At 65.1% G+C, this 24,545-nt stretch carries 21 protein-coding genes; 10 read left to right on the forward strand and 11 right to left on the reverse strand.

Annotated features, from left to right (window positions below; all coding sequences use genetic code 11):
• The first annotated feature begins 392 nt into the window (after positions 1 to 392).
• Both gcvT and gcvH read left to right on the forward strand, forming a co-directional pair.
• Complete coding sequence (gcvT, locus tag HFK18_RS09875) at positions 393 to 1,505, forward strand: glycine cleavage system aminomethyltransferase GcvT (RefSeq protein WP_100553269.1); 1,113 nt, start codon at positions 393 to 395, stop codon at positions 1,503 to 1,505.
• 94 nt (positions 1,506 to 1,599) lie between these two features.
• Complete coding sequence (gene gcvH, locus HFK18_RS09880) at positions 1,600 to 1,995, forward strand: glycine cleavage system protein GcvH (protein ID WP_180166126.1); 396 nt, start codon at positions 1,600 to 1,602, stop codon at positions 1,993 to 1,995.
• A gap of 70 nt (positions 1,996 to 2,065) precedes the next feature.
• On the opposite strand, the gene HFK18_RS09885 is transcribed toward gcvH, so the two are convergent.
• Positions 2,066 to 2,587: a hypothetical protein gene (locus HFK18_RS09885; RefSeq protein WP_180166128.1), complete on the reverse strand. Its 522-nt coding sequence runs from the start codon at positions 2,585 to 2,587 to the stop codon at positions 2,066 to 2,068.
• 184 nt (positions 2,588 to 2,771) lie between these two features.
• Between HFK18_RS09885 and HFK18_RS09890 the strand changes: the two genes are divergently transcribed.
• A complete protein-coding gene (locus tag HFK18_RS09890) occupies positions 2,772 to 3,299 on the forward strand; it encodes a histone (RefSeq protein ID WP_100460080.1) in 528 nt (175 codons plus the stop codon).
• Between the two features lie 82 nt (positions 3,300 to 3,381).
• Here HFK18_RS09890 and HFK18_RS09895 read toward each other — a convergent pair whose 3' ends face one another.
• Positions 3,382 to 4,284: a LysR family transcriptional regulator gene (locus HFK18_RS09895; RefSeq protein WP_180166130.1), complete on the reverse strand. Its 903-nt coding sequence runs from the start codon at positions 4,282 to 4,284 to the stop codon at positions 3,382 to 3,384.
• Positions 4,285 to 4,396: 112 nt separating this feature from the next.
• Here HFK18_RS09895 and HFK18_RS09900 point away from each other — a divergent pair, with 112 nt between their 5' ends.
• A complete protein-coding gene (locus tag HFK18_RS09900; RefSeq protein ID WP_180166132.1) occupies positions 4,397 to 5,155 on the forward strand; it encodes an SDR family oxidoreductase in 759 nt (252 codons plus the stop codon).
• 126 nt (positions 5,156 to 5,281) lie between these two features.
• Here HFK18_RS09900 and HFK18_RS09905 read toward each other — a convergent pair whose 3' ends face one another.
• The gene (locus tag HFK18_RS09905) at positions 5,282 to 6,682 is read right to left on the reverse strand and encodes a serine hydrolase domain-containing protein (RefSeq protein ID WP_180166134.1); all 1,401 of its coding nucleotides are present in this window, start codon (positions 6,680 to 6,682) and stop codon (positions 5,282 to 5,284) included.
• A gap of 287 nt (positions 6,683 to 6,969) precedes the next feature.
• On the opposite strand from HFK18_RS09905, the gene HFK18_RS09910 reads away from it, so the two are divergent.
• Entirely contained in the window at positions 6,970 to 8,298 is a 1,329-nt protein-coding gene (locus HFK18_RS09910) for an MFS transporter (RefSeq protein WP_180166136.1), read from the forward strand.
• 69 nt (positions 8,299 to 8,367) lie between these two features.
• Positions 8,368 to 8,718 (forward strand): DUF1304 domain-containing protein, encoded by a 351-nt coding sequence (locus HFK18_RS09915; RefSeq protein ID WP_180166138.1) that lies wholly within the window; start codon positions 8,368 to 8,370, stop codon positions 8,716 to 8,718.
• A gap of 513 nt (positions 8,719 to 9,231) precedes the next feature.
• Here HFK18_RS09915 and HFK18_RS09920 read toward each other — a convergent pair.
• The 3 genes from HFK18_RS09920 to HFK18_RS09930 form a co-directional block, all read right to left on the reverse strand.
• A complete protein-coding gene (locus HFK18_RS09920) occupies positions 9,232 to 9,699 on the reverse strand; it encodes a hotdog fold domain-containing protein (protein ID WP_180166140.1) in 468 nt (155 codons plus the stop codon).
• Positions 9,700 to 9,763: 64 nt separating this feature from the next.
• A complete protein-coding gene (locus tag HFK18_RS09925; RefSeq protein ID WP_089236501.1) occupies positions 9,764 to 12,241 on the reverse strand; it encodes an acyl-CoA dehydrogenase in 2,478 nt (825 codons plus the stop codon).
• Positions 12,238 to 13,155, reverse strand: a complete 918-nt coding sequence (locus HFK18_RS09930; RefSeq protein ID WP_033831779.1) for an alpha/beta hydrolase — start codon at positions 13,153 to 13,155, stop codon at positions 12,238 to 12,240. The genes HFK18_RS09925 and HFK18_RS09930 overlap by 4 nt, the downstream gene beginning before the upstream one ends.
• 142 nt (positions 13,156 to 13,297) lie before the next feature.
• Here HFK18_RS09930 and HFK18_RS09935 point away from each other — a divergent pair, with 142 nt between their 5' ends.
• Positions 13,298 to 13,900 carry a TetR/AcrR family transcriptional regulator gene (locus tag HFK18_RS09935; protein ID WP_025877807.1) on the forward strand — a complete coding sequence of 201 codons (603 nt, stop codon included), beginning with the start codon at positions 13,298 to 13,300 and terminating at the stop codon, positions 13,898 to 13,900.
• Positions 13,901 to 14,039: 139 nt separating this feature from the next.
• On the opposite strand, the gene HFK18_RS09940 is transcribed toward HFK18_RS09935, so the two are convergent.
• The 3 genes from HFK18_RS09940 to HFK18_RS09950 all read right to left on the reverse strand — a co-directional run bounded on the left by HFK18_RS09940 (position 14,040) and on the right by HFK18_RS09950 (position 19,039).
• Entirely contained in the window at positions 14,040 to 16,796 is a 2,757-nt protein-coding gene (locus HFK18_RS09940) for a TonB-dependent receptor (RefSeq protein ID WP_180166142.1), read from the reverse strand.
• 374 nt (positions 16,797 to 17,170) lie between these two features.
• Positions 17,171 to 18,025 (reverse strand): hypothetical protein, encoded by an 855-nt coding sequence (locus HFK18_RS09945; protein ID WP_180166144.1) that lies wholly within the window; start codon positions 18,023 to 18,025, stop codon positions 17,171 to 17,173.
• Positions 18,026 to 18,145: 120 nt separating this feature from the next.
• Positions 18,146 to 19,039: an Hsp33 family molecular chaperone HslO gene (locus tag HFK18_RS09950; protein WP_088100577.1), complete on the reverse strand. Its 894-nt coding sequence runs from the start codon at positions 19,037 to 19,039 to the stop codon at positions 18,146 to 18,148.
• 77 nt (positions 19,040 to 19,116) lie between these two features.
• On the opposite strand from HFK18_RS09950, the gene mtgA reads away from it, so the two are divergent.
• From mtgA to HFK18_RS09965, 3 genes are all read left to right on the forward strand, one after another.
• Complete coding sequence (gene mtgA, locus HFK18_RS09955) at positions 19,117 to 19,866, forward strand: monofunctional biosynthetic peptidoglycan transglycosylase (RefSeq protein WP_180166146.1); 750 nt, start codon at positions 19,117 to 19,119, stop codon at positions 19,864 to 19,866.
• 111 nt (positions 19,867 to 19,977) lie between these two features.
• Positions 19,978 to 20,997, forward strand: coding sequence for a glycosyltransferase family 2 protein (locus tag HFK18_RS09960; protein ID WP_180166148.1), 1,020 nt, complete (start codon positions 19,978 to 19,980; stop codon positions 20,995 to 20,997).
• A complete protein-coding gene (locus tag HFK18_RS09965; RefSeq protein WP_025877817.1) occupies positions 20,957 to 21,388 on the forward strand; it encodes a CBS domain-containing protein in 432 nt (143 codons plus the stop codon). The genes HFK18_RS09960 and HFK18_RS09965 overlap by 41 nt, the downstream gene beginning before the upstream one ends.
• A gap of 386 nt (positions 21,389 to 21,774) precedes the next feature.
• Here the strand turns inward: HFK18_RS09965 and HFK18_RS09970 are convergent, their stop codons facing one another.
• Positions 21,775 to 23,748 carry an AsmA family protein gene (locus tag HFK18_RS09970; protein WP_180166150.1) on the reverse strand — a complete coding sequence of 658 codons (1,974 nt, stop codon included), beginning with the start codon at positions 23,746 to 23,748 and terminating at the stop codon, positions 21,775 to 21,777.
• A gap of 112 nt (positions 23,749 to 23,860) precedes the next feature.
• Positions 23,861 to 24,499, reverse strand: a complete 639-nt coding sequence (locus HFK18_RS09975) for a hemolysin III family protein (RefSeq protein WP_176019903.1) — start codon at positions 24,497 to 24,499, stop codon at positions 23,861 to 23,863.
• Between the last annotated feature and the right edge of the window lie 46 nt (positions 24,500 to 24,545).

Raw genomic sequence — 24,545 nt, forward strand, 5'->3', positions numbered from 1 at the left:
TCCGCAGGAAGGGGATCCGACCCTTCTCTCTATATCTATATATGTATCGACACCCAAATCTGCTCTTGCTCTTGCTCTTGCTCTGGCATTTGCCTTCCGTCCCGTCACCGGGAACGTTGAAAGGCTGGAGCGGTATGGGCGAGCGGGACCGTTCGCGCCATGGATGGCGCGAACGAGCCCCCAGGGATGGGTTCACGGCGTGTCCCGATCGCCCATACCGCTCCAGCCAAGCCGTCGACTTCGCTGAGCCGACACGCTTTGCGCTATGGCTTGTAGAAAGCACCCGCCGGCCGCAGGCCGGCCAACATCCCCCCGCTGCGCTGCGGCGCGACCTGCGGCCGACCGATCTGGGATAATGCGCGTTCTTGTTTCCTCTGCTGCCGGACCCGGTCATGACCCAGAAGACGCTGCTCAACGATACCCACCGCGCCCTTGGCGCCAAGATGGTCGATTTCGGGGGTTGGGACATGCCCATCCACTACGGCTCGCAGCTGGACGAGCACCACCTGGTGCGTCGTGAGTCGGGCGTGTTCGACGTCAGCCACATGACCGTGGTCGACCTGCGCGGCGACCAGGTCAAGCCGTTCCTGCGCCGCCTGCTGGCCAACTCGGTCGACAAGCTCAAGGCCACCGGCAAGGCGCTGTACTCGTGCATGCTGAATCCGCAGGGCGGCGTCATTGACGACCTGATCGTCTATTACCTGGGCGAAGACTTCTTCCGCATGGTGGTCAACGCCTCCACCCGCGAGAAGGATCTGGCGTGGCTGCGCGAGCAGGCGGCGCCGTTCAACGTCTCCGTCGAGCAGCGTCCGGACCTGGCGATCCTCGCCGTGCAGGGGCCGCAGGCGCGCGACATCGTCATCGGCCTGGCCGGCGAAGCCGACCGTGAGTCGCTGGGCAAGCTCGGCCGCTTCGCCGCGCTGCAGGTGCAGTCCGATGACGGCGTTGAACTGTTCGTCGCCCGCACCGGCTACACCGGCGAAGACGGTTTCGAGATCCTGCTGCCGCAGGATGCCGTGGTCGCGTTCTGGAACCGCCTGCTTGCTGCTGGCGTGAAGCCGGCCGGCCTCGGCGCGCGCGACACCCTGCGCCTGGAAGCCGGCATGAATCTGTACGGCCAGGACATGGACGAAGCGATCAGCCCGTACGAGGCGGCGCTGGCCTGGACGGTGTCGCTGGACGAAGGTCGCGACTTCATCGGCCGCGACGTGCTGGAGGCGCAGAAGGCGGCCGGCAACGCACGTCAGATGATCGGCCTGGTGATGGATGAGAAGGGCGTGCTGCGCCATGGCCAGGCAGTCACCACGGCCGGCGGCCAGGGCGAGATCCTGTCCGGCACCTTCTCGCCGACCCTGGCCAAGGGCATCGCATTCGCGCGCGTGCCGGCCGGTGAACTCGGTCAGGTCACCGTCGACATCCGCGGCCGCCAGGTGCCGGTGCGGGTGGTCAAGTTCCCGTTCGTGCGCGAAGGCCAGGCCCAGCCCGGCGTGCTCACCGACGCGTGATCCAAACGTGCCGGTCGTCACTGCCAGCAGTGGCGGCCGGTTGGTTACACTAGCCCCGTTTTTTCCACCCCCTGCATATCTCTGGAGCAGTCCCATGAGCGAGATCCCCGGCGACCTCAAGTTCCTCAAGTCCCATGAGTGGGCCCGTGTCGAAGGCAATGGCCGCGTTACCGTCGGTATTTCCGACCACGCTCAGGGCCTGCTGGGTGACCTGGTCTACGTCGAGCTGCCGGAAGTCGGCACGACCGCCAAGGCCAACGAGCAGATCGCGGTCGTCGAGTCGGTGAAGGCCGCCTCCGACGTCTACAGCCCGATCAGCGGCACCATCGTCGAGGTCAACTCGGCGCTGGCCGACAAGCCGGAAACCATCAACGAGGACGCCTACGGCGAAGGCTGGATGTTCGTGGTCGAAGTGTCCAACAGCGAAGAGCTCAACGAGCTGCTGGACCCGGACGCGTACGCCGAAGGCCTGGAAGACGAAGAGCACTGAGTCGTCGTTTCCCCGGTACGAAAACGGCCACCCTCGGGTGGCCGTTTTCGTTTTGGAGGACGCGTCGAACTTATGCCGACCGGTTCGCCGCATGCCATCGCCATGGCATCAGCCGGAGTTGAGCGCGGCCAAAAGGCGTGCGCAGTTTTGCGCAAATCCGCGTTTCCACCCCCGCGGCGGCGCGCCCGGATGTGAAAAGTTTTTGGCCTTGTTGCAGGTCCGTTGTGCTGGCGTTGGCGAGTGCATCGCCGTGCACGACCACGTCGCCGTGTGGCGTTCCACTCCAGACCTCTACATGACGCAGAGTGCTTGTTTCAAGTGTTTTTTCTTCGCTGTTCGTACGCAGCCGATGGCAGCGACGATGCGCGATGCCGTGTTTGACGGCGCTCGCGGAGGAACATCGGCAGGCGCGGGAAGGGCTCCCGGGACGCGGCGGATGTGAAAATTTTTCGCGGGGGTTGTTGACAGTAAAAAAAACCGTGATTAGGTTTCGCCTCAGCAGACCTTGCCTGCCAAACCGAGTGCGAAGAATCAATCGTCCGATGCGAAGCAGCCCCTCGAAGACCACCGCGATCCTCAAGACGGTGGACATGGCCCCGCTTCCCCCGGAGAAATGCAAGGCGACCCCTGTTCCGATGCCTGCTCCGCCGATCGTGGCGGGCATCACCGCATCCGTAACGGCGCGCCTGACGCGCCGGCGGTCCCCGCACGCAGCATGGGCGGGTTTGATCCACCTGGGCGTTTCAACTCCCTATCACTGACGAGGAGCCATCACCATGGCAACCAAGAAAGCTGCGAAGAAAAAGCCCGCCGCCAAGAAAGCGGTGAAGAAAGTCGCCAAGAAGGCCGCTGCCAAGAAGGCAGTGAAGAAGGTCGCGAAGAAGGCGACCGCCAAGAAGGCAGTGAAGAAGGCTGCCAAGAAGGTCGCCAAGAAGGCCACGGCGAAGAAGACAGTGAAGAAGGCTGCGAAGAAGGTAGCCAAGAAGTCCGCTGCCAAGAAGGCCGTAAAGAAGACCGCGAAGAAGGCCGTCAAGAAGGTAGCCAAGAAGGCCACCAAGAAGACTGCCAAGAAAGCCGCCAAGAAGACCACTGCCCGCAAGCCGGCCAAGAAGGTCGCCAAGAAGGCAGTGAAGAAGGCGGTAAAGAAGACCGCCAAGAAGGCGGTGAAGAAGACTGCGAAGAAGGCCACCAAGAAGGCTGCCCCGAAGAAGGCTGCCAAGAAGGTTGCCAAGCGCAAGCCGGCCGCCCGCAAGAAGAAGGCCGCCCCGGTGGCCCTTCCGGCAACGCCGGCACCGCTGATCTAAGTACCTCCCGATAGCCGTACCCTGAGACCCCTTCCCCGACTGCCCAGCGGGGAGGGGGTTTTTTTATGGGCATCAGCGTTGGCTAGCTGCGATGGCCAGCTGCTTCACCGGGAAACCGCTCGACCAGGAAATCCACGAAGCTGCGCAGCCGGGTCGAGTGATAGCGGTCGTGCGGATAGACCACGTGCATGGGCCGACCGCGCTGACCAAGTTCCGGCAGCAACGGGACCAGGCCACCCGCATCGATGTCCGCTGCCAGCAGCAGGCTCGACTGCAGGATGATGCCCAGGCCCTGCAGCGCAGCCAGCCGCAACGCTTCTCCGTTGTTGATCTGCAGGCGCCCTGAAGGTGGCTGCGTCGCCGACGTTGCCTCATTGCCCAGCCAGTGCAACAGCGCCGCCGGATCCAGCGACAGGCATTGATGCTGCTGCAGCGCCTGCGCGCTGTGCGGCGTGCCATGCCGCGCGAGATAGGCCGGTGATGCACACAAGGTCAGCCGGTAGGGGCTGAGCGGACGCGCTACGAGATGGCTGGTGTCGGCAAGCGTACCGATGCGGATGGCAGCCTCGAATCCCTCATCGGCCAGTTCGACCACGCGATCGGTCAGGACCAGTTCGACGCTGACCTCGGGGTAGCGGTCCATGTAGGTCGACAGTGCCGGCACCAGCGCATGCGTGCCGAAGATCACCGGTGCACTGATCCGCAGCGTGCCCGCCGGTGCCAGATGGTGATGTTGTGCCTGCGCATCTGTTTCCTCGACCAGGCGCAGGATCTCCTTGCAGCGGCCGTAGTAGGCCTCACCGAACGCGGTCATGTGCTGCCGTCGCGTGGTGCGGCTCAACAGCTGCATGCCCAGCCGTTCCTCCAGGGCGCGCAGGTGCTTGCCGGCCATCGTCGCGGAGATGTCCAGTGCCGACGCCGCGGCACTCAGGCTGCCCTTTTCCACGGCCAGCACATAGACCTGCATGCTCTCCAACAGGTTCATCTGACACCCCGGGTTCTGAATGTTGAAACCTCGCTGGAGTTTATCAATCGAGGGTATTCAAAGAGCATGTCCGCACGGCCAGATGGGCCGTCAGAACCTGGCAGGGCAACGCATGAAACTGGATCTCGAAGAACGTACCGCGCTGGTCACCGGCGCAGGCAGTGGCATCGGCGCCGGTGTCGCGCGGGTGTTGGCGACGCTGGGTGTGCGCGTGGCGATCACTGCGCGGCGGCAGGCGCCGTTGCAATCGGTGGCGGCCGCGATCGAGGCGGCGGGTGGGTCAGCACCGGTCGTGCTGCTGGGCGATCTGACCGACACCGACGACGTGCAGCGCATCGCCAGCGCGTCGCTGGGGGCGCTGCAGCGCGTGGATATCCTGGTCAATGCGGCTGGTGGCGCGCGGCTGGCCGGGGTGGCTGCCGCAGACGACGTGTGGGACGAGGCGATGGCGCTGAACTTCTCGGCAGCAAGACGGTTGACGCAGGCGTTGCTGCCGTCGATGCGGGCCAATGGCTGGGGGCGTGTTATCAACCTCAGTGGCTCGATGGAGCCGCGCGCGGTGAATGCCGCGAGCCCGGCGAAGGCGGCGCTGCATCTGTGGAGCAAGGGGCTGTCCTGCGACGTGGCGGGCGAGGGCATCACCGTCAACGCGATTGCACCAGGGCGTATCAACAGCGCGCAGATCCTGGATCGACTGCATCCCACCGAAGAGAGCCGGCGTGAGTTCATCGCCCGCAACATCCCGATGGGGCGTTTCGGCGAACCGGAGGAGGTGGCGCACCTGGTCGCGTTCCTGGCCTCACCGTTGGCGGGGTACATCACCGGCGCGGTGATTCCGGTGGATGGCGGAATGCACTACTTCGCCCACTAGCGCTGCGGAACGGTAGAGCCGAGCCAGGCTCGGCTGCTTGAATCAGCCGAGCATGGGCTCGGCTTTGCAACAACAAAAAAGGGCGACCCGAGGGCCGCCCTTCTGCTTACGGTCGAGCTCGCCAGTTCAGCGCGGCGAGGCCACCGCGCGGTTGCCCGAGGCGCCCTTGCCCTTGCGCTTGTCCTGCTGTGCCGGGGCGGCGCCCTCGGCCATCAGGTTGTCGCTGCCGAAGTCGGTGTCCACGTCCAGCCAACGCTGCGACGGCAGGCCGAGGGCGGCGTCGAGCACGGTCGGCAGCAGGCCGCTGGGCAGGCCGCTTTCACCGTTCCACATGATGGCGATGCCGAGGTCGCGCTCGGGCACCAATGCCACCAGGCCGCGGTAACCCTGCACGGCGCCGGCATGGAACACGACATCGTGACCGGCGTAGTCGAAGGTGCGCCAGCCGAGCGCGTAGCCGGCCGAGTGCAGGCGTTCGCGGCGCCAGCCCGAGCGCATCTCGCCCGGCGTGTTGATCAGGCTGGAGTGCAGGGTGGCCAGCAGCGGCGCCGGCAGCACGTCCGGGCGGTGGCCGGTATGGGCCAGCAGCCACTGCGCCATGTCACTGGCACTGGCGTTGACGCCGGCAGCCGGGGCAACGCGGTAATAGGTCGGCTTCGGCGTCAGCGATACCCAGCCGTTGCGGCTGCGCACGTGCGGGCGTGCCCAACGCGAGCTGGCCTGGATGCCGGCCAGGCCGAGGCTGGCATCGTTCATGCCCAGCGGCTTGAAGATACGGCGTTCGACCGACTGCTCGTAGAAGCTGCCGGAGGCGGCATACACGACATCGCCGATCAGGCTGAAGGCCACGTTCTGGTAGGCGTAGCAGTCGCCCGGCAGGCACTTCAGGCTGGTGTTGGCCAGCTTCTGGGTCAGCGCGTAGTACTCGGCATTGCCTTCGATGTCGCGGTCGTAGGCGTTGTACGGCAGGCCGACGCGATGGCTGAGTACATCGGCCACGGTCAGGCGGTCGGTGGCCTCCGGCGAGTTCAGGCGGAAGCCCGGCACGTAGTCGGTGACCTTGCTGTCCCAGCGCAGCGTGCCGTCGTTGACCAGCAGGCCGGCCATGGTGCCGGCGAAGGCCTTGGACAGCGACGCCAGGCGGAACACGGTGTGGGCATCGACCGGCAGCGGGTTGTTGACGTCGGTGACGCCGTAGCCGCGCGCGCTGAGCACACGACCGCCCTGCACGATGGCCACGGCCATGCCCGGCACGCGCTCGCCATAGGTGAGCTGCTGCGCCATTGATTCGATGTTGGCGACGTTGAAACCGGCGGCCGGCAACTGCACCTGCGGCACCAGGCCGGTGCGGTAGGCCGCTGGCTGGGTGTGGGGGATGGCGCCACCGGCAGCGGTCTCGATGTTGGTCGGCATCGGCGGCAAGGCCGGCGGGGTCTGCGCGGTGGTGGACAAGGCAAGGGGCATCAACATGCCCAGCAAACCGGTGGCCGCCGAACGGATCGGACGACGCAGGCTGTTCTTTTTCATCGGTTGGAACCCGTGCGCGACTGCTGGGGATGATTCTAGCGCCGCTTTTCGCCTGTGCACAAACAAAGCGAAGATGAATGCGCATCTCGTTGAAAAAGTTGGAGTTTTGACGCCAGAAAAGCGTGTATCACAAGGTGTCCGCCGGGCCGGTCCGTGACACTGCGTTGCAGCCATCAGCGCCGCCTGCGCTGGCGATGTTGCAGTGCATTGGATAACGTACGCGCTTCACTGCCCCCGGAGCCTGCCATGCCGCTGTCCAACCGCCGTTCGCTGGCGAGGGGAGCCGCGTGAGCGCGGCGCGTGAAAGCGGGGCACTGAAGGGCTTGGTGACCGCGCTGCGCGAGTCGCCGGCGCTCTGGTGGTCGTTCCTGTACTTCTTCTGCCTGCTCAGTGGTTACTACGTGCTGCGCCCGGTACGCGAAGCGATGGCCGCCTCGGCCGACCTGGAGACGGTGTTCCCACCGGTGCTGATCGCCTGGTTCGCCAGCCACGGCATCGCGCTGAAGGACTTCGTCCTGCAGTTCCTGTTTTCCTGCGTGTTCGTGATCATGCTGGTGCTGCAGCCGGTCTATGGCTGGCTGGTCAGTCGCTTCCCGCGGCGGGTGTTCCTGCCGGCGGTGTATGGCTTCTTCATCGCCACCCTGCTCGGGTTCTATGCCCTGTTCGACAGTGGCATGCCGGGGCGTGGCATGGCGTTCTTCTTCTGGATCACCGTGTTCAACCTGTTCGCAGTGGCGGTGTTCTGGAGCTTCATGGCCGACGTGTTCTCCAATGCGCAGGCGCGGGCGTACTACGGCTATATCGGTGCAGCGGGTACCGTCGGCGCGTTCCTCGGCCCGATCATCACCAGTGCGCTGGTGCAGCGCGTCGGCATCGCCAACCTGATGCTGGTGTCGGCCGGCTTCCTGGCCGTCTGCCTGCTGTGCATCTGGCGCCTGCGGCATTGGGCGGTGCTGCGCGAGCGCGAACAACAGCTGGTGTCCGGTGAGCAGCCGATGGGCGGCAGTGTGCTTGATGGCCTGAAGCTGATCGTGCGCGAGCCCCTGCTGCGCTGGCTGGCGATCATGGTGGTGTTCGGCGTGGGTGTCGGCACGTTGCTGTACAACCAGCAGGCCGCCATCGTGCGTGCCTCGTTCACCGATGCGGCTGCCAGTACCGCGTTCTTCTCGCGCATCGACCTGGCGGTGAACGCGCTGGCATTGCTGATGCAGCTCGGGCTGACCCGCTGGCTGCTGTCGCGCCATGGCATCGCACCGGCGTTGCTGATTCCGGGCTTTGCGATCCTGATCGGCTTCTCGGTGCTGGCCGCCTCGCCGATGCCGCTGATGGTGGCGGTGGTGCAGGTGATGACCCGCGCCAGCGAATTCGCCTTGGCCAAGCCAGCCCGCGAAACCATCTACACCCGCGTGGACCGCCAGTGGCGCTACAAGGCCGGTGCGGCCATCGACACCGTGGTCTATCGTGGTGCTGACCTGAGCTTCGCCTGGCTGCACAAGGGGCTGTCCCTGTTCGGTTCGCACGTGGTGTTCATCGGTGGCGTGGTGGTGGCTGCCTGCATGACCGCTGCGGCGTTCGGCGTGCTGCGCGAAGAAAAGAAGCTGCCGCGCGACCGTTGAGTGATCCAGGGTCAGAGCCCTTTTCATTGGAAAAGGGCTCTGACCCCAACTTTCCAAAGGAGAGAGTCGATGTCATTGCTAGCGCTGCTGCTGACCGTGCTGGTTGCCGTGCTGCACCTGTATTTCCTGGTGCTGGAAATGTTCCTGTGGACCCGCCCGCTGGGTCTGAAGACGTTCCGCAATACGCCGGAGAAGGCGGAGACCACGCGCGTGCTGGCGGCCAACCAGGGCCTTTACAACGGCTTCCTGGCGGCAGGCATCGTGGTGGGGCTGGTGGTGGCGCAGCCGGTGCTGGTGACGTTCTCGCTGGCGTGCGTGGTGGCGGCGGGGTGCTATGGCGCGTACAGCGTGAGCCGGCGCATTTTCATGATCCAGGCGGTGCCGGCGATCCTGGCGTTGATCCTTCGCGCGGTGGCGTGAGTTTCCAGCCAACGGCGCAGCCCCTCGTGGGTGGGTCGCGTAGAGCGGGTCATGTGGTTGGGTCGGGCGGGTTGGGTTCGCGGGGGACGCCGCAAGTACGTCCATGTAGGCTTGGCCGCGGCATCCATGCCGCGGACACCCCCGCGAACCCAACCCGCCCGACCCCCGACAGTTTCCGTGCGCGGCCAGCCCACGGAGAAGAAAAAGAAGATCAAGAGCAACAGCGGGTCGCTGCGCTCGTGGGTTCTGCGCGCATGAAAAAAGCGGCCACCGGGCCGCTTTTGTTTTTGCTTTTGCTTTTGCTCTTCTTTTTTCTCTTGCGTGGGTGGACGCCGCAGAGAACTGTCAGAGGCCGGAGGGCTGGGGCCGGGCGGGGTATCCGCGCCATGGATGGCGCGGCTAAGCCTACAGGGACGTACTTGCGGCGTCCCCGCCTGGCCCCAGCCCTCCGGCCCAACCCATGACCCGCTTCCAGCGTCCCACCCACGAGGGGCTGCGCCGTTCGCAGGAACATCACTTCGCCGGCGACACCCACATGTCGATCACCGCACTGAATACCTCCGTGCCCGCGCGGTCGCGCACGCTCACCGTCACCGGCAACGCGTAACCTTCGGCCGCCACCACGATCGGCTGCGCCGGCAACGCCGTCGCGTGCAGCGTGCCGCGGGCCTTGGCCAGGTATTGCACCTGCATCCCCTTGGGGATCCAGCGCATGCCCTTCGGCAGCGACGCATCGACCATCAGCCCGGCGGTCAGCTCGGCCAGATTGCACATCGCGATCGCGTGCACCGTGCCGATGTGGTTGCGCACCTTGCGGCGGTCGACGAGCGTGCCCTCGCAGCGGCCGTTCTCGAGGAGAGTGATGCGCGGGGCGATGCTGGCGAAGTAGGGTGCCTTGAAGCACACCGCGCGCGAGAACAACCAGTTGCCGGCAGGCCAGCGCTGCAGGCGGTGGTAAAGCGTAAGCAGTGGAGCAGACATCGGGTGTCTCCCTAAAGAAACGGCGGACCGAAGTCCGCCGTTGTCGTTTACATGGTGGCTGCGATCACGCGGCCTGCGACTGCGCGCCCTTCTGTTCGCGCTTGTAGTAGCCCGCCGAGCGCAGCTCTTCCGGATCGAAGTCGTCCACGGTGATGGTTTCCAGGGTGAGCGTGCGCAGCTCCTCGAGCAGGGTGCGTTCGTCCTGGGTGATCACGCCTTCGGCCACGGCCTCGTCCAACTGGGTGACGAAATCCAGCGCTTCGATGCCCTTGGTCTTGAGCGCCTTGATGAACTTGCGCTCCACCGGCTCGGCCATGATCGCCTTGCTCAGGTAGCTGTTGATGCGGCCACCCGGGTTGTTCTCGCACGGGGTCAGGAACACGCCGCTGGCGAGGCGGTCACGGGCTTCGTTCGGTGCCATCAGCAGCGCAGCCACGCGACGGCTCAGGCGGTCGCCCGGGGCCTCGGCACGACGGCCCAGCGGGAAGATCAGTGCCCACATCAGCCAGCCGATCGGACGGATCGGGAAGTTGCGCAGGGCCGCCGACAGCGATTCCTCGATCTTGTGCACGCTGTCATGGAAAGCCCAGGCCAGCAGCGGCTGGTCGGCCTGCGGTGCGCCTTCGTCGTGATAGCGCTTGAGCATGGCGCTGGTCATGTAGACGTGGCTCAGCACGTCGCCCAGGCGACCGGACAGCGATTCCTTGAACTTCAGCTTGCCGCCCAACGTCATCATCGAGATGTCGGCCATCAGCGCCAGGTTGGCCGAGTAACGGTCCAGCTTGCGGAAGTAACGGCGGGTGTAGGCGTCACCCGGGGCAGCACCGAAGCGCGCGCCGGTCAGGCCGAACCAGAACGAACGCACGGCATTGGAGATGCCGTAGCGGATGTGGCCGAACAGGCTGCGGTCGAAGTCCTGCAGGCCGGCACGGGTGTCCGGATCCTGCGCGGCCTTCATTTCCTTCAGCACCCACGGGTGGCAGAGGATCGCACCCTGGCCGAAGATCAGCAGGCTGCGGGTCATGATGTTGGCGCCTTCCACGGTGATCGCGATCGGTGCGGCCTGCCAGCTGCGGCCGGCGAAGTTGCGCGGCCCCAGGATGATGCCCTTGCCGCCGATCACGTCCATCACGTCCGAGATCACTTCACGGCTCATGTTCGTGCAGTGGTACTTGGCGATCGCCGACGGCACCGACGGCACGTCACCGCGGTCCACAGCGGCAGCGGTGGCCTGCGACAGCGCGCTGATCTTGTACGCCTTGCCACCAATGCGGGCCAGCGCTTCTTCCACGCCTTCGAAGCGGCCGACCGACAGGCCGAACTGCTTGCGGATACGCGCGTAGGCACCGGTCACCACCGCGCCGGCCTTGGCACCGCCACTGGCGGTGGAGGGCAGGGTGATCGAGCGGCCGACGGCCAGGCACTCGTTGAGCATGTTCCAGCCCTTGCCGGCCTTCTCGGCGCCGCCGATCAGCTGGGTCAGCGGGATGAAGACATCCTTGCCACGGATCGGGCCGTTCTGGAAGGTCGAGTTGAGCGGGAAATGGCGACGGCCGATTTCCACACCGGCGGTGTCACGCGGCAACAGGGCCAAGGTGATGCCGATATCGCGGGTGGTGCCGATCAAGCCGTCCGGGTCGTACATGCGGAAGGCCAGGCCGATCAGCGTGGCCACCGGGGCCAGCGTGATGTAGCGCTTGTCGAAGGTGAGCTTGACGCCGAGGACCTGCTCGCCGTTCCACTCGCCCTTGCAGACGATGCCGTAATCGGGGATCGAGGTTGCGTCCGAGCCGGCGAACGGACCGGTCAGGCCGAAGCAGGGCACTTCGCGGCCATCGGCCAGGCGCGGCAGGTACTGGTCTTTCTGTTCCTGGGTGCCGTAATGGTTGAGCAGCTCACCCGGGCCAAGCGAGTTCGGCACGCCGACGGTAGAGCTGACCACCGAAGACACCGAGGCCAGCTTCTGGATCACCTTGTGGTGGGCCAGCGCGCTGAAGCCCAGGCCGCCGTATTCCTTCGGAATGATCATGCCGAAGAACTTGTTCTTCTTGATGAAGCTCCACAGTTCCGGCGGCAGGTCGGCATGGACGTGGGTGATCTCCCAGTCGTTGACCATCTTGCACAGCTCTTCGACCGGGCCATCGAGGAAGGCCTGCTCTTCAGCAGTCAGCTGCGGCTTGGGGTAGTTCAGCAGGATGTTCCAGTCCGGGTCACCGGTGAACAGTTCGCCTTCGAAGCCGACCGAGCCGGTTTCCAAGGCGATGCGCTCGGTCTGCGACAGCGGCGGCAGCACCTTGCGGAACACCTTCATCATCGGGCCGGTCAGCAGCGGCTTGCGGATGAACGGCAGCAGCAGCGGCACGACGATCACGGCCAGTACGGCAGCAGCGACGATCGTGGCGGTCTGGTTGACGTAGGGAATGAACCAGCAGGCGACCAGCAGGGCCACGCTGATCAGCGTCCAGGTCAGCAGGCGCATGCGGTGGTAGGCAACGAACGCGCCTGCCAGCAGCAGGGCGAGGAAGGGAATGACGAGGCTCATGAGCGTGCTCCGGTGACGTGCTCGTTTATGGCGGACGAAGCTGCAGCATCCGCTGCGGGCAACACGTCCAGATAGTCCAACACAGTAGCGGTAAAGGCGTCGTTGTCATCACCGGCGACCATGTGCGTGGCCTGCGGCAACTGTACGTGGCGCGCGTGCGGCGCCAATGCCAGGAATTCGGCCACCGTCTGCGGGGTGACCAGATCGCTGCGGCCACCGCTGACCAGCAGCAGGGGGCACTTCACCTGGCGCGCGGCCTCGGCCAGTGCATCCTGGTGCTGCTCGCTGTCGCGGGCCAGTTCGGCCACCAGGCGCGGGTCCCAATGCCAGCGCCAGCGGCCGTGGCCATCTTCGCGCAGCAGGGCGCGCAGTGAATCCTCGGATTTGCGCGGGCGGTGCGGCACATAGGCCGAAATCACATCGGCAGCCTGCGACAGCGAGGCGAATCCTTCCGGGTGCGCGGTCATGAAGGCGAGGATGCGTTCGACGCCAGCGGTGTCCCAGCGCGGGGTGATGTCCACCAGCACCATGGCCGAGAACAGCCCGGGCCAGCGTGATTCGGCCAACAGGCCGAACAGGCCCCCCATGGACGCGGCCACCAGCACCGGCGGTCGCGGCTGCTCGCCGGCCAGCACGATCAGGTCATCGGCGAACTGCTCGCCGTGATAGGCCAGATCGGCCGCATTCCAGTCGGAATCGCCATGACCGCGTGCGTCGTAGGCCAGTGTCTGCAGGCCAGCGGCCGACAGTGCTTTGGCCGTGGTCGTCCAAGCGTGGCGGGTCTGGCCAAAGCCGTGTGCGAACAGCACGCGTCCGCGACGGCCGGAGGTGCTGGCAGTTGCAGCCAGCGAGGCGCCGTGGGCAGCCTCCAGGCGCAGGTCATGGAATGCAGCGGGAGTAGGGGACATAACCATACTCGCTAGTATGGATTGCTTCTGCAGGAAGTCAATACTGCACGGTATGGTGCGCTGCAGGAATCCCTTCTGGCCCGGCTGCCGACGGTTTCGGCCGCAACCGCGTACTGCAACGAACCCCGGCGTATGGTTAAATCAGCAAATGAATCAACCTGACGCTTCCGCCGGCGAACCGCGTGCCGGCCGCAACAGCCGCCTGAGTGCCGAAGACTGGGCCCAGGCGGCCCTCGATCTGATTGCCGAGCAAGGTGTCAGCGCCGTCGCGGTGGAGCCGCTGGCGCGCCGCCTTGGCGTGACCAAAGGCAGTTTCTACTGGCACTTCCCCTCGCGTGATGCGCTGCTGCAGGCCGCGCTGGAACGCTGGGAACTGTTCGAGCAGGAACAGGTGTTCGGCAGCCTGGAAGACGTGCCGGACCCGCGCGTGCGCCTGCGCCAGCTGTTCCAGATGGTGGCGCACGAAGTACAGCCGCACATCATCTACAGCGAGTTGCTGAAGGCGCTGGACCATCCGATGGTGCGGCCGGTGATCGACCGTGTGTCGCAGCGGCGGCTCGATTACCTGATCGCCTCCTTCCGCCAGGCGGGCCTGAGCTCGACCGATGCACGCCATCGCGCACGCCTGGCCTACGCGGCATATGTGGGCTTCCTGCAGTTGTCGCTGCAGCTGCAGCAGCCCAAGCAGGCACGTGAGGATTTCGAAGCGTATGTCGAGCACCTGATCGACACGTTGATTCCGAACGGCTGAACGATCTTCATCGCTGGATGCAGAAAGGCCGCGGCGATGCCGCGGCCTTTTTCGTTGGGGTTGGCGCCAGCGCGGCGAATGCCCAAAAAACAACGGCCCCTTGCGGGGCCGTTGCTGCGTCAGCTGATCAATGGAGCGATCAGAACTTCTGCTTGTACTGCATGTACATGTAGCGGCCCGGCAGGTCGTACTGCGGGTCGAACATGTTGTACGACACCTGGTAGGAGACCGGCGGCTGCTTGTCCCAAGCGTTGTTCAGGCCCAGCATGATGGTGCCCTTCCACGGGGTGTTGTAGCGCACCTGGATGTCGTGGTATGTGGTGGACGCGATGTGGTTCTTGCCGTTCTGGCCGTCGGAGCAGTAGCCGACCAGATCGGCATCAGCCACAGGATCGAACGGGCAGGCTTCGGTCATGCCCGACTTGTAGCGCAGACCATAGTTCACGCCGAAATCGCCGTAGGACCAATCAACGTACAGGTTGGAACGGACACGCCAGTACGGATCCTGGTCGAGGTAACGACCGGCGCGGCCATCGACCGGGGCATCAGAGGTGGACTTGGTGTCCCACTTGGACAGATAGGTGCTGTCCCAGCTGACGGTGAACTGGCCGAACGAGGTTTCCGGCAGCTTGTACAGGACGCCCAGATCCCAGCCTTCCACCTTGTACGAGGACAGGTTCTGCAGCGGCATGTCGACGTTGGTGATGGTGTAGCGCTGGGTCGCGGTGCCGTAGGTCGGATCACGGGTGATCAGGCCGCAGTACGCTGCCTGCTCCTGCGGCGAACCACCGTAGCAGCGATCCATGATGTCCTGGATGGCCGGGCGGGTGATGGCGTCTTCGATCTCGATCTGCCACCAGTCCAGGGTGACGTTGAGGCCGCTGACGAAGCTCGGGCTCCACACCAGACCCAGCGTCTTGCTGGTCGAGGTTTCCGGCTTCAGATCCGGATTCGACTTCCAGGTGAACGCTTCCGGTGTCTGCTTGTTCGCACCGCTGCCGGCACCCGGCTGCTGGAAGTTGGCCGGTACGCCTTCAGCGGCGCACTGTGCAGCCACCGCACCGGTACGACGGCCACTGGAGGCCGAGCACGGATCGGCGTAGGTCTCGAACGAATCAGTATCGCCGCGGTACAGGTTGTTGATGCTCGGGGCGCGGAAGCCTTCCGAATAGTTACCACGCACCATCAGGTCGTCGATCGGCTTCCAGCGGAAACCAAACTTGTTGTTGGTGGTGTTGCCGAAGTTGCTGTACTTCGAGTAGCGAGTTGCCACGCTGAAGTCGAGCAGCTTGGCGCCCGGCAGATCGGCCAGCACCGGAATCGACAGTTCGAGGAACACTTCATCCAGGTCGTACCCGCCCTTGGTGGGCGCAGCACCGTTACCGGTGCTCAGGCCTGCAGCGATGAAGGCGTCCGGATCGAACTGGCCGGTTTCCTTGCGGTACTCGTAGCCTGCGGCGAAGGCCAGTGCACCGGCCGGCAGCTGCACGATTTCACCGGACAGGTTGGCATAGTAGCCCTTCGACACCAGGCTGGCAGAGTCGTGTGCGGTGAACGAGGCGTAGTCCAGCGCTTCCTGCGAGATCGAGCCGAGGCCACCCAGCGGGTTGATCGGCACGCAGCCGGCGATGACCGCCCCTGCCGAGGTCAAGCATGCCGGCTGGCCATCGCGAATTGCCGACGGGCCGTAGGCCTCGGCCAGACGCTGGCGGTTGAACAGGCCGTAGGTCAGGTCGTTCTGGTCGGTCTTGTCGTAGCGGTAGCCAACGTCCCAGTCGAAGTTACGGTCTGCAAACTCGAAGAAGCCTTCAAAGCCGCCGTAGAAATGCCAGTTCTTGACATTCTGGTTGAACGAGCGGCCGCCCGTCTCGTTGAAGCGACGCGAGACGCTGGTCAGGTCAACGCCGTACGGGTTGTACATGCTGCCTGCGCTCAGACGCTGACCGGTGACGGGCATGGCCGCCAGCAGCTGTTCCGACTTCCGCTCGTTGTACATCGCCTCGGTGCGGAAGGTGATGTTGTCAGTGACGTTGTACGAACCGACTGCGAACAGCGAGGTGCGCTCGTTCGGGGTCAGCAGGTAGTTGTCCGGGGAGGTGTTGTAACCGTGGACATTGGCGTTGAACGGCGTTTCCACACCATTGATGATGACGTAGCGCTGGTCATTGCGGATGTAGGAACCCGGCAGACCGGTGCTGCTCTGGCCGCCGAAGAACGGCGGGCCACCGGCGGAGATCTTGCGATCACCGGCCATGACTTCCTTTTCGTTCACGTAGGACGCACCCAGCACCAGCGATGCGCGATCAGTGGTGGTGCCGATGGTGAAGTCATACGCTTCACGCTCGCCGTCGCCAGCGCTGTACTGGCCCTTGTAGAAGTTTGCCTCGGCGCCGTCGAAGTTCTGCTTGGTGACGATGTTCACCACGCCGGCGATTGCATCGGAACCGTAGATGGTCGAAGCGCCGTCCTTCAGGACGTCGATGCGCTCAACCATTGCGACCGGAATGGTGTTCAGGTCGACGCTGCCGTCCAGACCGGTGGTCCAGCGACGGCCGTTGACCAGCACCAGGGTGCGCTCGGCGCCCAGGTTGCGCAGGCTGATGCCGGCCGTACCGTCACCGCCGTTGTTGAAGGTACGGTTCAGGGCTGCACCGTTGGCGGCAACGCGCTGCAGGATGTCGGCGACCGAGGTCACGCCCTGCTTCTCGATGTCAGCGCGGGTCAGGCTCAGGACCGGCTGCGAGGTTTCGATATCGGTGCTCTTGATGCGCGAACCGGTTACCGAAATGCGATCCAGGTTGGTCGCTTCCTGCGCCTGGGCTGTTACGGACGTCGCCGCACCGGCGATCAGCGCGACGACGACAGCGTCACGCAGCTTGTTGGACTGGAAATTCATTGGCTCTCTCTCTCCAAGAAATCTTGGCTGGGGTAGTGCCTGCGCGGCGGAGTCCAAAAGAGAGCTCCAAAATCGCGAGGCTGAATCGATAGTAACGGCCCTCTGCCAAAAATTAAAGCTGCGTTAATTCACGCTGTGGTTACACATGAATGCGCCTCGATTTCTTTTATTTCAACGAGTTATCCTGGCGCGCGGGCGGTCGCCACTGCGTCTGCCCGCCTCCGAAGCACAAAAAAGTTTCAGTTGATGCATGTCGTGATGTATCTGTTTGTAACAGATGAGTGCTTTTCGCACTTGACAGGGGTGTCCGGAAACAATTCGGGCGCCCCAAGGCGCCCGATGTTGAACACTGCTTGTTACCAGTCGATGAGCGGCTACAGATCCTGCTCGTAGCGCACGTACGGCACGGTGCCGTCATCGTTGCTTTCGTTGCGCGGGGAGAACGGGTTCTTGCCGCGGCTGATGACGTTTTCCGCGCCGACGGTGAGCTGGCCGGACCACGGGGTGCGCCAGGTCAGGCCGATGCCCAAGCCTTCCCATTTGCCGGGCTTGCCGGGAACGTCAACCACGCGACCGATGATGCTGCCACTGAAATTGCCGTAGCCGGCGCCCAGGCTCAGGCTCTTGCTGTCCCAGCGGTCGACGATGGCCGGCGAGGCGTCAGCCAGCGGTACCAGGCGTGCTTTGGCATACGTGCCGGCGATGGAGACAAAGCCCTCGCGACCGATGTTCTTCTGTGCGAACACGGTCAGGTCATTCTGTTCGGCGCGCAGCGAGGGGGTCTTGCTGGGCGTCGCCAGCCAGGCGGGCAGGGTCTCGCGACCGGTGCCGGCAGTGATTCCCAGGCGGCCGGTACCACGGTTGAGCGCGGCGGTGCCGGTCAGGCGCCGGTTGGAGCCGATGGCGTCATCGTCGTCACCCAGGCTGGCCAGCATGCAATGGCTCGCCAGTCCGCTGATGCTCGAACCGCTGCTGCTATTGCACAGCAGGCCCAGCGAGTCGCCCGAGGACAGGCCGAACGCAGCATCGAGCGAATTGCGGCCGAAATGCCAGCGTGCGCCGACGGCCTGTTCACCGGTCGGCTCCAGGTACAGCAGGGCCTCGACCTTGCCACTGCCCTTGTTCCAGACCGGAATCACGGTGCGGGTGTCCTTGCTCTGCGCATGCACGCCCGTGATCGCGCCAAGGGCGATCAGCAGGGTCAGCGGTAGACGCAGGAAGGTACGCATCGGACCAGTTCAGACAGTGACGGACAGTGAAAGTTCCCGCTGGGGCGGGAACTCGATCCTAGGGTGTTTATGAATTCTTAACAAGCCTTGTTCCTCCCCAGATACAAGACTCATTCGTTTTCACTGAAGACGTTCAGGTGCCGGTACAGCCCCCTGGGCACCGTGGAACAGTATGCCGAACTCCGTCAACGGAAAGTGATACTCCTGTCCGCAGAATTCGCAACGTACGTCCACCGCGCCGGTGTCTTCGGCAGCCGCACGGGCCTCTTCCTCGCCCAGCGAGAACAGCATCGAGGCAACCCGCTCACGCGAGCAGGAGCAGGCGAAGGACAGCGCCTTGTCACCCACCAGCTCCGCTTTTTCCTCGTGGAACAACCGGTGCAGCAGTTCCTCGGCCGGGGTGGCCAGCAGCTCCGCCTTGCCCAGGGTGTCGAACAGCGCGCTGGCGCGGGCCCAGCCGTCGTCGTCGCCCTCGTCGCCCGGCAGCTTCTGCAGCAGCAGGCCGGCAGCACCGTCGCGGCCGGCGGCCAGCAGCAGGCGTGTCGGCAACTGCTCGGACTGGCGGAAGTAGTCCTCGAACGCTTCATCCAGTTCCGGCGCGGTCAGTGCGACCAGGCTCTGGTAACGCTGCGGTTCGCGCGGATCCAGGCCCGGATTCTCGATGGTGATGGCCAGCAGCGAGTCCTGGCCCAGGTCGGTCAGGTCGCGGGGGGCGTCACCGCCCTCGGCCAGCTGGACGATGCCGCGCAGGGTGCCGGCGGCAGTGCATTCGGCGAACAGCGTGCGCAGGGCCGTGTTGCTGCGCAGCTGGATCGACAGGCGGCCGTCCACCTTGGTGTGGCCGGTGAACAGCGCCGAGGCCACGCAGGCCTCGCCGAGCAGTTCGGTGGCACTGTCCGGATACTCGCCGTGGGACTGGATGTCCTGCCAGGTGGCCTGCAGGCGCACGTGGACGCCACGGACACCGGCGTCGGGGAGCAGGAAACGGATAAGGGAATCGGATTGGGCGGTCATCGGCTCACATCGCGCGGAAACGGGGATGGTTGCCGGATAATGCGCCGACAACCAGGCATAAGAAGGATGCACCAGTAATGGGGGCAGGGGGAGAGCAGGACAAGGTAGTGGCCGCCGCCGAAACGGCGCCGCGTCGGCGCTGGCGCTGGAAGCGGCTGCTGTGGCTGCCGGTGCTGTTCGTGGCCTTCAGCTGCCTGCAGGTGCTGGTGCTGCGTTTCATCGATCCGCCGCTGTCCACGGTGATGGTCTGGCGTTTCGGCGAGGCAGTGGGTGAAGGCGACTGGTCCTACCGGCTGCACTACCAGTGGCGGGACCTGGACCAGATGGCGCCGAGCCTTCCCATTTCGCTGGTAGCCGCGGAGGACCAGCGCTTCCCTGACCACAGCGGATTCGATCTGCAGGCTATTGAAAAGGCGCGCGACCACAACGCGCGCGGCGGGCGCCTGCGCGGGGCCAGCACGATCAGCCAGCAGGTGGCCAAGAACCTGTTCCTGTGGCAGGGCCGCAGCTGGATCCGCAAGGGCCTGGAGGTCTGGTACACGGTGCTGATCGAAGCGTTCTGGCCGAAGCAGCGGATCCTGGAGATGTACGCCAACATCGCCGAGTTCGGCGACGGCGTGTACGGCGCCCAGGCGGCGGCGCAGACATTCTGGGGCAAGGACGCCGCGCGGCTGAGCCCTGCGGAGAGCGCACGTCTGGCGGCAGTGTTGCCGGCGCCGCGTCGCTACAACGCGGCCAAGCCAGGCCCGTACGTGCAGCGGCGCGCGGCGTGGATCCAGCGGCAGGCACGGCAGCTGGGTGGAGCGGGGTATCTGGCCGAGGATTGAGGGCGCCGACAGCAGCGGCGTCCGTGCTGCCTTTGCTTCTGGTGCCGGAAGCGGGTGGCGTGAACGGTGGACGGGCGGGCTGCACGCCCGTCAACCACGTACAATCCGGCGATGACTCGTGAGCGTCTTACCTTCGTCATCGCCGCGCACAATGAAGAGCTGGTTCTACCCCAGCTGCATCCGCGATTGTGCGCGGTACTGGACGGCTTGGCCGGAATCGATGGACACATCCTATACGTGGATGACGGCAGCAGTGACACGACCTGGTCGTTGATCGCATCGCTGGCCCAGGCCGACCCGCGGGTATCGGCGCTGAAGCTGTCGCGCAACTTCGGCAAGGAGGCGGCGCTGACCGCCGGCCTGGACCATGTGCGCGAAGGCGCGGCGATGATCCTCGACGCCGATGGCCAGGACCCGCCGGAACTTGTGCCGCACTTTGTCGAGCGCTGGCGCGAAGGCTACGACAACGTCTATGGCACCCGTCTGGTGCGTGACGGTGAGAGCTGGAGCAAGCGTGCTGCCGCATCGGTGTTCTACCGGGTGATCGGCCGCCTCTCGCGCACGCCCATCCCTGCCGATACCGGCGATTTCCGTTTGCTGTCGCCGCGCGCGCTGAGCGCACTGCGCGAGATGCGCGAACGTCACCGGTTCATGAAGGGGCTCTTCAGCTGGGTCGGCTTCCGCCGCGTGGCGGTGCCGTATCACCGGCATGCCCGCTTGGCCGGCAGCAGCAAGTTCAGCCTGTGGCGGCTGTGGAACTTCGCACTGGAAGGCATCACCGGCTTCTCGACGGTCCCGCTGCGGGCGGCCACCTACATGGGGCTGGCCACCGCGGGCGTGGCCTTCGTGTTTGCCATCTGGGTGATCGCCAAGGCTGCGATGTATGGCGACCGGGTGGCCGGCTGGCCGACGATGATGGCGGTGATCCTGTTCCTGGGGGGCGTGCAGTTGATCGCGCTGGGGCTTATCGGCGAGTACCTGGGACGCCTGTACGAGGAGTCCAAGCAGCGGCCGTTGTACCTGGTTGACGCATGGTTGGCTCCTTCCGTGGCAGACTCGGAGCTGCAACCCACCCTGGGAGGGCACGCAGATGACGTCGGTACGGCAACTGTTGGACGGCAAGTCCCCTGAAGTGCATGCGGTCGCGCCTGGCGCGGCGGTGATCGATGCGATCCGGCTGATGGCGCAGAAGGGGATCGGTGCGGTGCTGGTGATGGACGGACCGCGACTGGTCGGGATCCTGTCCGAGCGCGACTACGCACGCAAGATCGTGCTCCACGATCGTTCGTCGCGCGACACGGCGGTGTCGGAGATCATGACCGCGAAAGTAGTGACAGTAAGTCCCGGTGAGCAGGTGGAACACTGCCTGCAACTGGTGACCGATTACCGCATCCGCCATCTGCCGGTGGTCGAGGGCGGGCAGGTACTGGGGGTGATTTCCATCGGTGATCTGGTGAAGTCGGTGATCGATGCGCAGCGGCGCGAGCTGGATCAGCTGCAGCAGTACATCGTGGCGGGGTGAGTTTGTCGCTGGCGGGCCTGCGGCCCGCCGGCCCGCTTTTTCAAGCAACTGCCAAAGCCAAAGCCAAAGCAGCGCCTTCCTGATGTGCGGGGAGGCGGAGGGCATGTTCCTGCCAGCGCGGCTGGCTTCAGCCCCGACAATCTGCCGTTGGCAGATGCCAACCTTGGTTGGCACTGCTTTTGATTCTGCTTTTTTTCTTTTGACTTTGAATTCCTGCTCTCGTTACACGGCTGCAGGAAACTGTCCGAAGCCGGAGCAAGGCGGCAGGCAGGACCGTGAGGCGCATGGATGCGCCGACCGAGCTCCCACGGACGGGTTTACGGCGTGTCCTGCCTGTTGCCTTGCTCCGGCTCTCCGCATGGGAATCAAGGCGCCGAACGACCGCTCTACTTCGCGTAGTGCCCACCGCAGTCGGCATCCTTGCCCGGGCCCAGCTCGATGGTTGCCAGCAGTGCCGCCGGCGGCGCGATGCTGCCCAGCGTCAGCGCCACCGCACCACGGATACCCAGCGCCTTGAAGTCCGGACGGAACGACGGGTCCTTGAAGGTGCCGCCGATCCGCAGCGGCGAGCGCAGTACCAGGATGCTCCTGTCCTTCGGTCGTGGCTTCAGCAGCAGGTCCAGTGTTTCATCGCGCAGGCTCACATCGCCCTCGCCGAGGATGATCGTATCGGTGGTGTCCACTGCCATCGACCGGGTATGCATCAGGCCCTCGCGCACGCCGAAATCGGCGAAGGCGCAGCGCAGCGGAATCTGTTTGTCGCCGGTGAACAGGAATTTCAGCGACTCGGTGATGTCCAGCCCTGCCACTTCCATCAGCAGGTTGCCGACATGGCCGCGGCCCACGCCCAAGGCCACGTTGCCGCTGCTGCTGCCGAGCATCGCCGCGATCGAGTTGCCGTTGCCGGTCAGATCAATGTCGCCGCTGATACCCCCCTTGGCCTGCTCGGCCAGCTTGGCATCGGGGAACAACTGGCCCAGCTGCACGCCGCGCACGCTGGCCTTGAGCGAAGTGGCGATCTGCGGGCGGCGTGCGTCCATGCGGATGGTGCTGCGGATGTCGCCGCCGGCAACGCCGAAGTTCAGCGGGTCCAGCCGCAGCACACCATCATCCAGCAGCAGATGCGCATCCATGTCGTCCAGCGGCAGCTTCGGCGCATTGATGCGCTGGGCCTTCCAGCGCACGTCGGCATCCATTGCACGCAGCTTGCCCAGGTTGTACGGGGTGGCCGGCAGCACCTTTGCGCTGGCGGCCACGCGCGCAGCCTCGGCTCTCTGTTCTGCATTGGCGGTCTCGCCGCCACCGGTCTTCGGCGGCGCACCGACGAAGCCGGCAAGGTCATCGAAATCCAGACGACGCGACACCAGGTTCGCGGTCATCCGTGGTCGTTCCCGGGAGACATCGAACTGCACATCGCCGCCCAGATCGCTGTCGCCGACTTTGCCGGTGAAGCGCTCGTAGCGCCACACCTGGTGATCACGCTTCAGGCGACCGTCCAGGGCATACGGCGGGGAGGGTGGAATGGCGATGCCCAGCAGTGGATAGAGGTTGGCCAGGTCGTTGCCGCTCAGCGCGAACTGCAGGTCGAACACCTGCAGCTGGAACGGGTTGGTCAAGGTGCCGCTGGCAACGGCGTGGGTCGCGCCAGCGCGGCCATCCAGATGGATGCGGAAGGGATGGGCGCTGTCGGTCAGTTCAAGCGGCGATTCGGTGCCACCACTCAGGATGAAGGGATTGCCCCGCCAGCGGCCTTTGCCGGCCACCAGCAACGGTGGTGCGGCGTCGGCCCGTTTCGGTTCGCCGCTGCGCACGTTTACCAGGATATCGGTGCGGCCGAGCGCGTCGAGGAACTGCAGGCGGCCATCATCGATGCGCAGGCGCTTGAGCTGCGGTGTGGTGCCGCCTTTGCTGTCGCCGAGGAAATTCCAGTTGCCCGGGTCACCTTTGCGCGGCGCCGTCTCCAGCAGTACGTCAGGGCGGGTCAGGCGCACTTCGGGAAGCTGCACGTTGCCGCGCAGCAGTGGCCATACGCGCACGTCGATCTCGACCCGGTCGGCGCTGGCCATGTTCGGCTGTTTCGCCCACGTCGCATTGGCGAAGGTGAGGGTATCGGCGCGCACGGTGGTGGTGCGGCCGAGGTCGACATCCAGGTTGCCGATGTGCAGGGCGCGCCCGGTACGGGCCTGCACCGCACGTTCCACCGGGCCCTTGAACCAGTTCCAGTCCCACAGGGCAATGAGGATCAGGATCGCCGCGAACAGGAACACCAGCACGGCCAGCCAGCGCTGCCCGCGTGGACTGGGGCGACGCAGGCGCCAGCGCGACGCCTTGGGAGCAGCAGGAGCAGAGGCAGCATTCACGTTGCCATGGTTGCCCCGTCGCGGTGGACGGGGCGCGAAGCGTTCATGTGCATGGCGTGCACAGTGGACGCCTGCTTGCCGGGCAGGGCCCGGCGCTACCGCAGATCAGCGGTCACAGCACCTGTCGGGTCACTGCGACGAAGTGGCAGACGCTGCCGCCAATCACGAACAGATGCCAGATCGCATGCGAATAGGGGATGGATTCGCGGTGGTAGAAGTAGGTGCCCAGCGTATAGGACAGGCCGCCGCCGAACAGCCAGGCCAGGGTGCCGCCATCGATCGAGGCCCACATCGGCTTGATCGCCACCACCACCAGCCAGCCCATGGCGATGTAGATCACCGTGGACAGCACCTTGAAGCGGCCGGTGTAGAACAGCTTGAACACCACGCCGCCGAGCGCCAGCGCCCAGATCGCGGTGAACATGCCCCAGCCCCAAGGGCCGCGCAGGCCGATCAGGGTGAACGGGGTATAGGTGCCGGCGATCAGCACATAGATCGCGCAGTGGTCGAACACCTTCAGGCGACCCTTGGCCTGCGGGTGCTGGATGGCGTGGTACAGCGTGGAGGCGGTGTACAGCAGTAGCAGGGCGATGCCGAACACGATCGCGCTGGCCAGCTGCCAGCCATCGCCGTAGATCGCGGCCAGGGTGATCAGTACCGCGCTGGCGGCCAGGGCAAGCACCGCACCCAGCCCGTGGGTCAGGGCGCTGGCGATTTCTTCACGGATCGAAGCAACAGAAGTCGTGGACATGGCATGGGCATCGTCTGCAGGGAGGGGGACCCGCACCCCCCTATCA

It is taken from the genome of Stenotrophomonas sp. SbOxS2 (assembly GCF_013416715.1).
In the GTDB taxonomy this organism is placed as follows: Bacteria; Pseudomonadota; Gammaproteobacteria; order Xanthomonadales; family Xanthomonadaceae; genus Stenotrophomonas; species Stenotrophomonas lactitubi.

Bases quoted from the DNA above. Each gene is read 5' to 3' on its own strand.
- gcvT (WP_100553269.1), top strand. From the start codon at position 393: ATGACCCAGAAGACGCTGCTCAACGATACCCACCGCGCCCTTGGCGCC.
- gcvH (WP_180166126.1), top strand. From the start codon at position 1,600: ATGAGCGAGATCCCCGGCGACCTCAAGTTCCTCAAGTCCCATGAGTGG.
- HFK18_RS09885 (WP_180166128.1), bottom strand. From the start codon at position 2,587: ATGTCCACCGTCTTGAGGATCGCGGTGGTCTTCGAGGGGCTGCTTCGC.
- HFK18_RS09890 (WP_100460080.1), top strand. From the start codon at position 2,772: ATGGCAACCAAGAAAGCTGCGAAGAAAAAGCCCGCCGCCAAGAAAGCG.
- HFK18_RS09895 (WP_180166130.1), bottom strand. From the start codon at position 4,284: ATGAACCTGTTGGAGAGCATGCAGGTCTATGTGCTGGCCGTGGAAAAG.
- HFK18_RS09900 (WP_180166132.1), top strand. From the start codon at position 4,397: ATGAAACTGGATCTCGAAGAACGTACCGCGCTGGTCACCGGCGCAGGC.
- HFK18_RS09905 (WP_180166134.1), bottom strand. From the start codon at position 6,682: ATGAAAAAGAACAGCCTGCGTCGTCCGATCCGTTCGGCGGCCACCGGT.
- HFK18_RS09915 (WP_180166138.1), top strand. From the start codon at position 8,368: ATGTCATTGCTAGCGCTGCTGCTGACCGTGCTGGTTGCCGTGCTGCAC.
- HFK18_RS09920 (WP_180166140.1), bottom strand. From the start codon at position 9,699: ATGTCTGCTCCACTGCTTACGCTTTACCACCGCCTGCAGCGCTGGCCT.
- HFK18_RS09925 (WP_089236501.1), bottom strand. From the start codon at position 12,241: ATGAGCCTCGTCATTCCCTTCCTCGCCCTGCTGCTGGCAGGCGCGTTC.
- HFK18_RS09930 (WP_033831779.1), bottom strand. From the start codon at position 13,155: ATGGTTATGTCCCCTACTCCCGCTGCATTCCATGACCTGCGCCTGGAG.
- HFK18_RS09935 (WP_025877807.1), top strand. From the start codon at position 13,298: ATGAATCAACCTGACGCTTCCGCCGGCGAACCGCGTGCCGGCCGCAAC.
- HFK18_RS09940 (WP_180166142.1), bottom strand. From the start codon at position 16,796: ATGAATTTCCAGTCCAACAAGCTGCGTGACGCTGTCGTCGTCGCGCTG.
- HFK18_RS09945 (WP_180166144.1), bottom strand. From the start codon at position 18,025: ATGCGTACCTTCCTGCGTCTACCGCTGACCCTGCTGATCGCCCTTGGC.
- HFK18_RS09950 (WP_088100577.1), bottom strand. From the start codon at position 19,039: ATGACCGCCCAATCCGATTCCCTTATCCGTTTCCTGCTCCCCGACGCC.
- mtgA (WP_180166146.1), top strand. From the start codon at position 19,117: ATGGGGGCAGGGGGAGAGCAGGACAAGGTAGTGGCCGCCGCCGAAACG.
- HFK18_RS09960 (WP_180166148.1), top strand. From the start codon at position 19,978: ATGACTCGTGAGCGTCTTACCTTCGTCATCGCCGCGCACAATGAAGAG.
- HFK18_RS09965 (WP_025877817.1), top strand. From the start codon at position 20,957: ATGACGTCGGTACGGCAACTGTTGGACGGCAAGTCCCCTGAAGTGCAT.
- HFK18_RS09975 (WP_176019903.1), bottom strand. From the start codon at position 24,499: ATGTCCACGACTTCTGTTGCTTCGATCCGTGAAGAAATCGCCAGCGCC.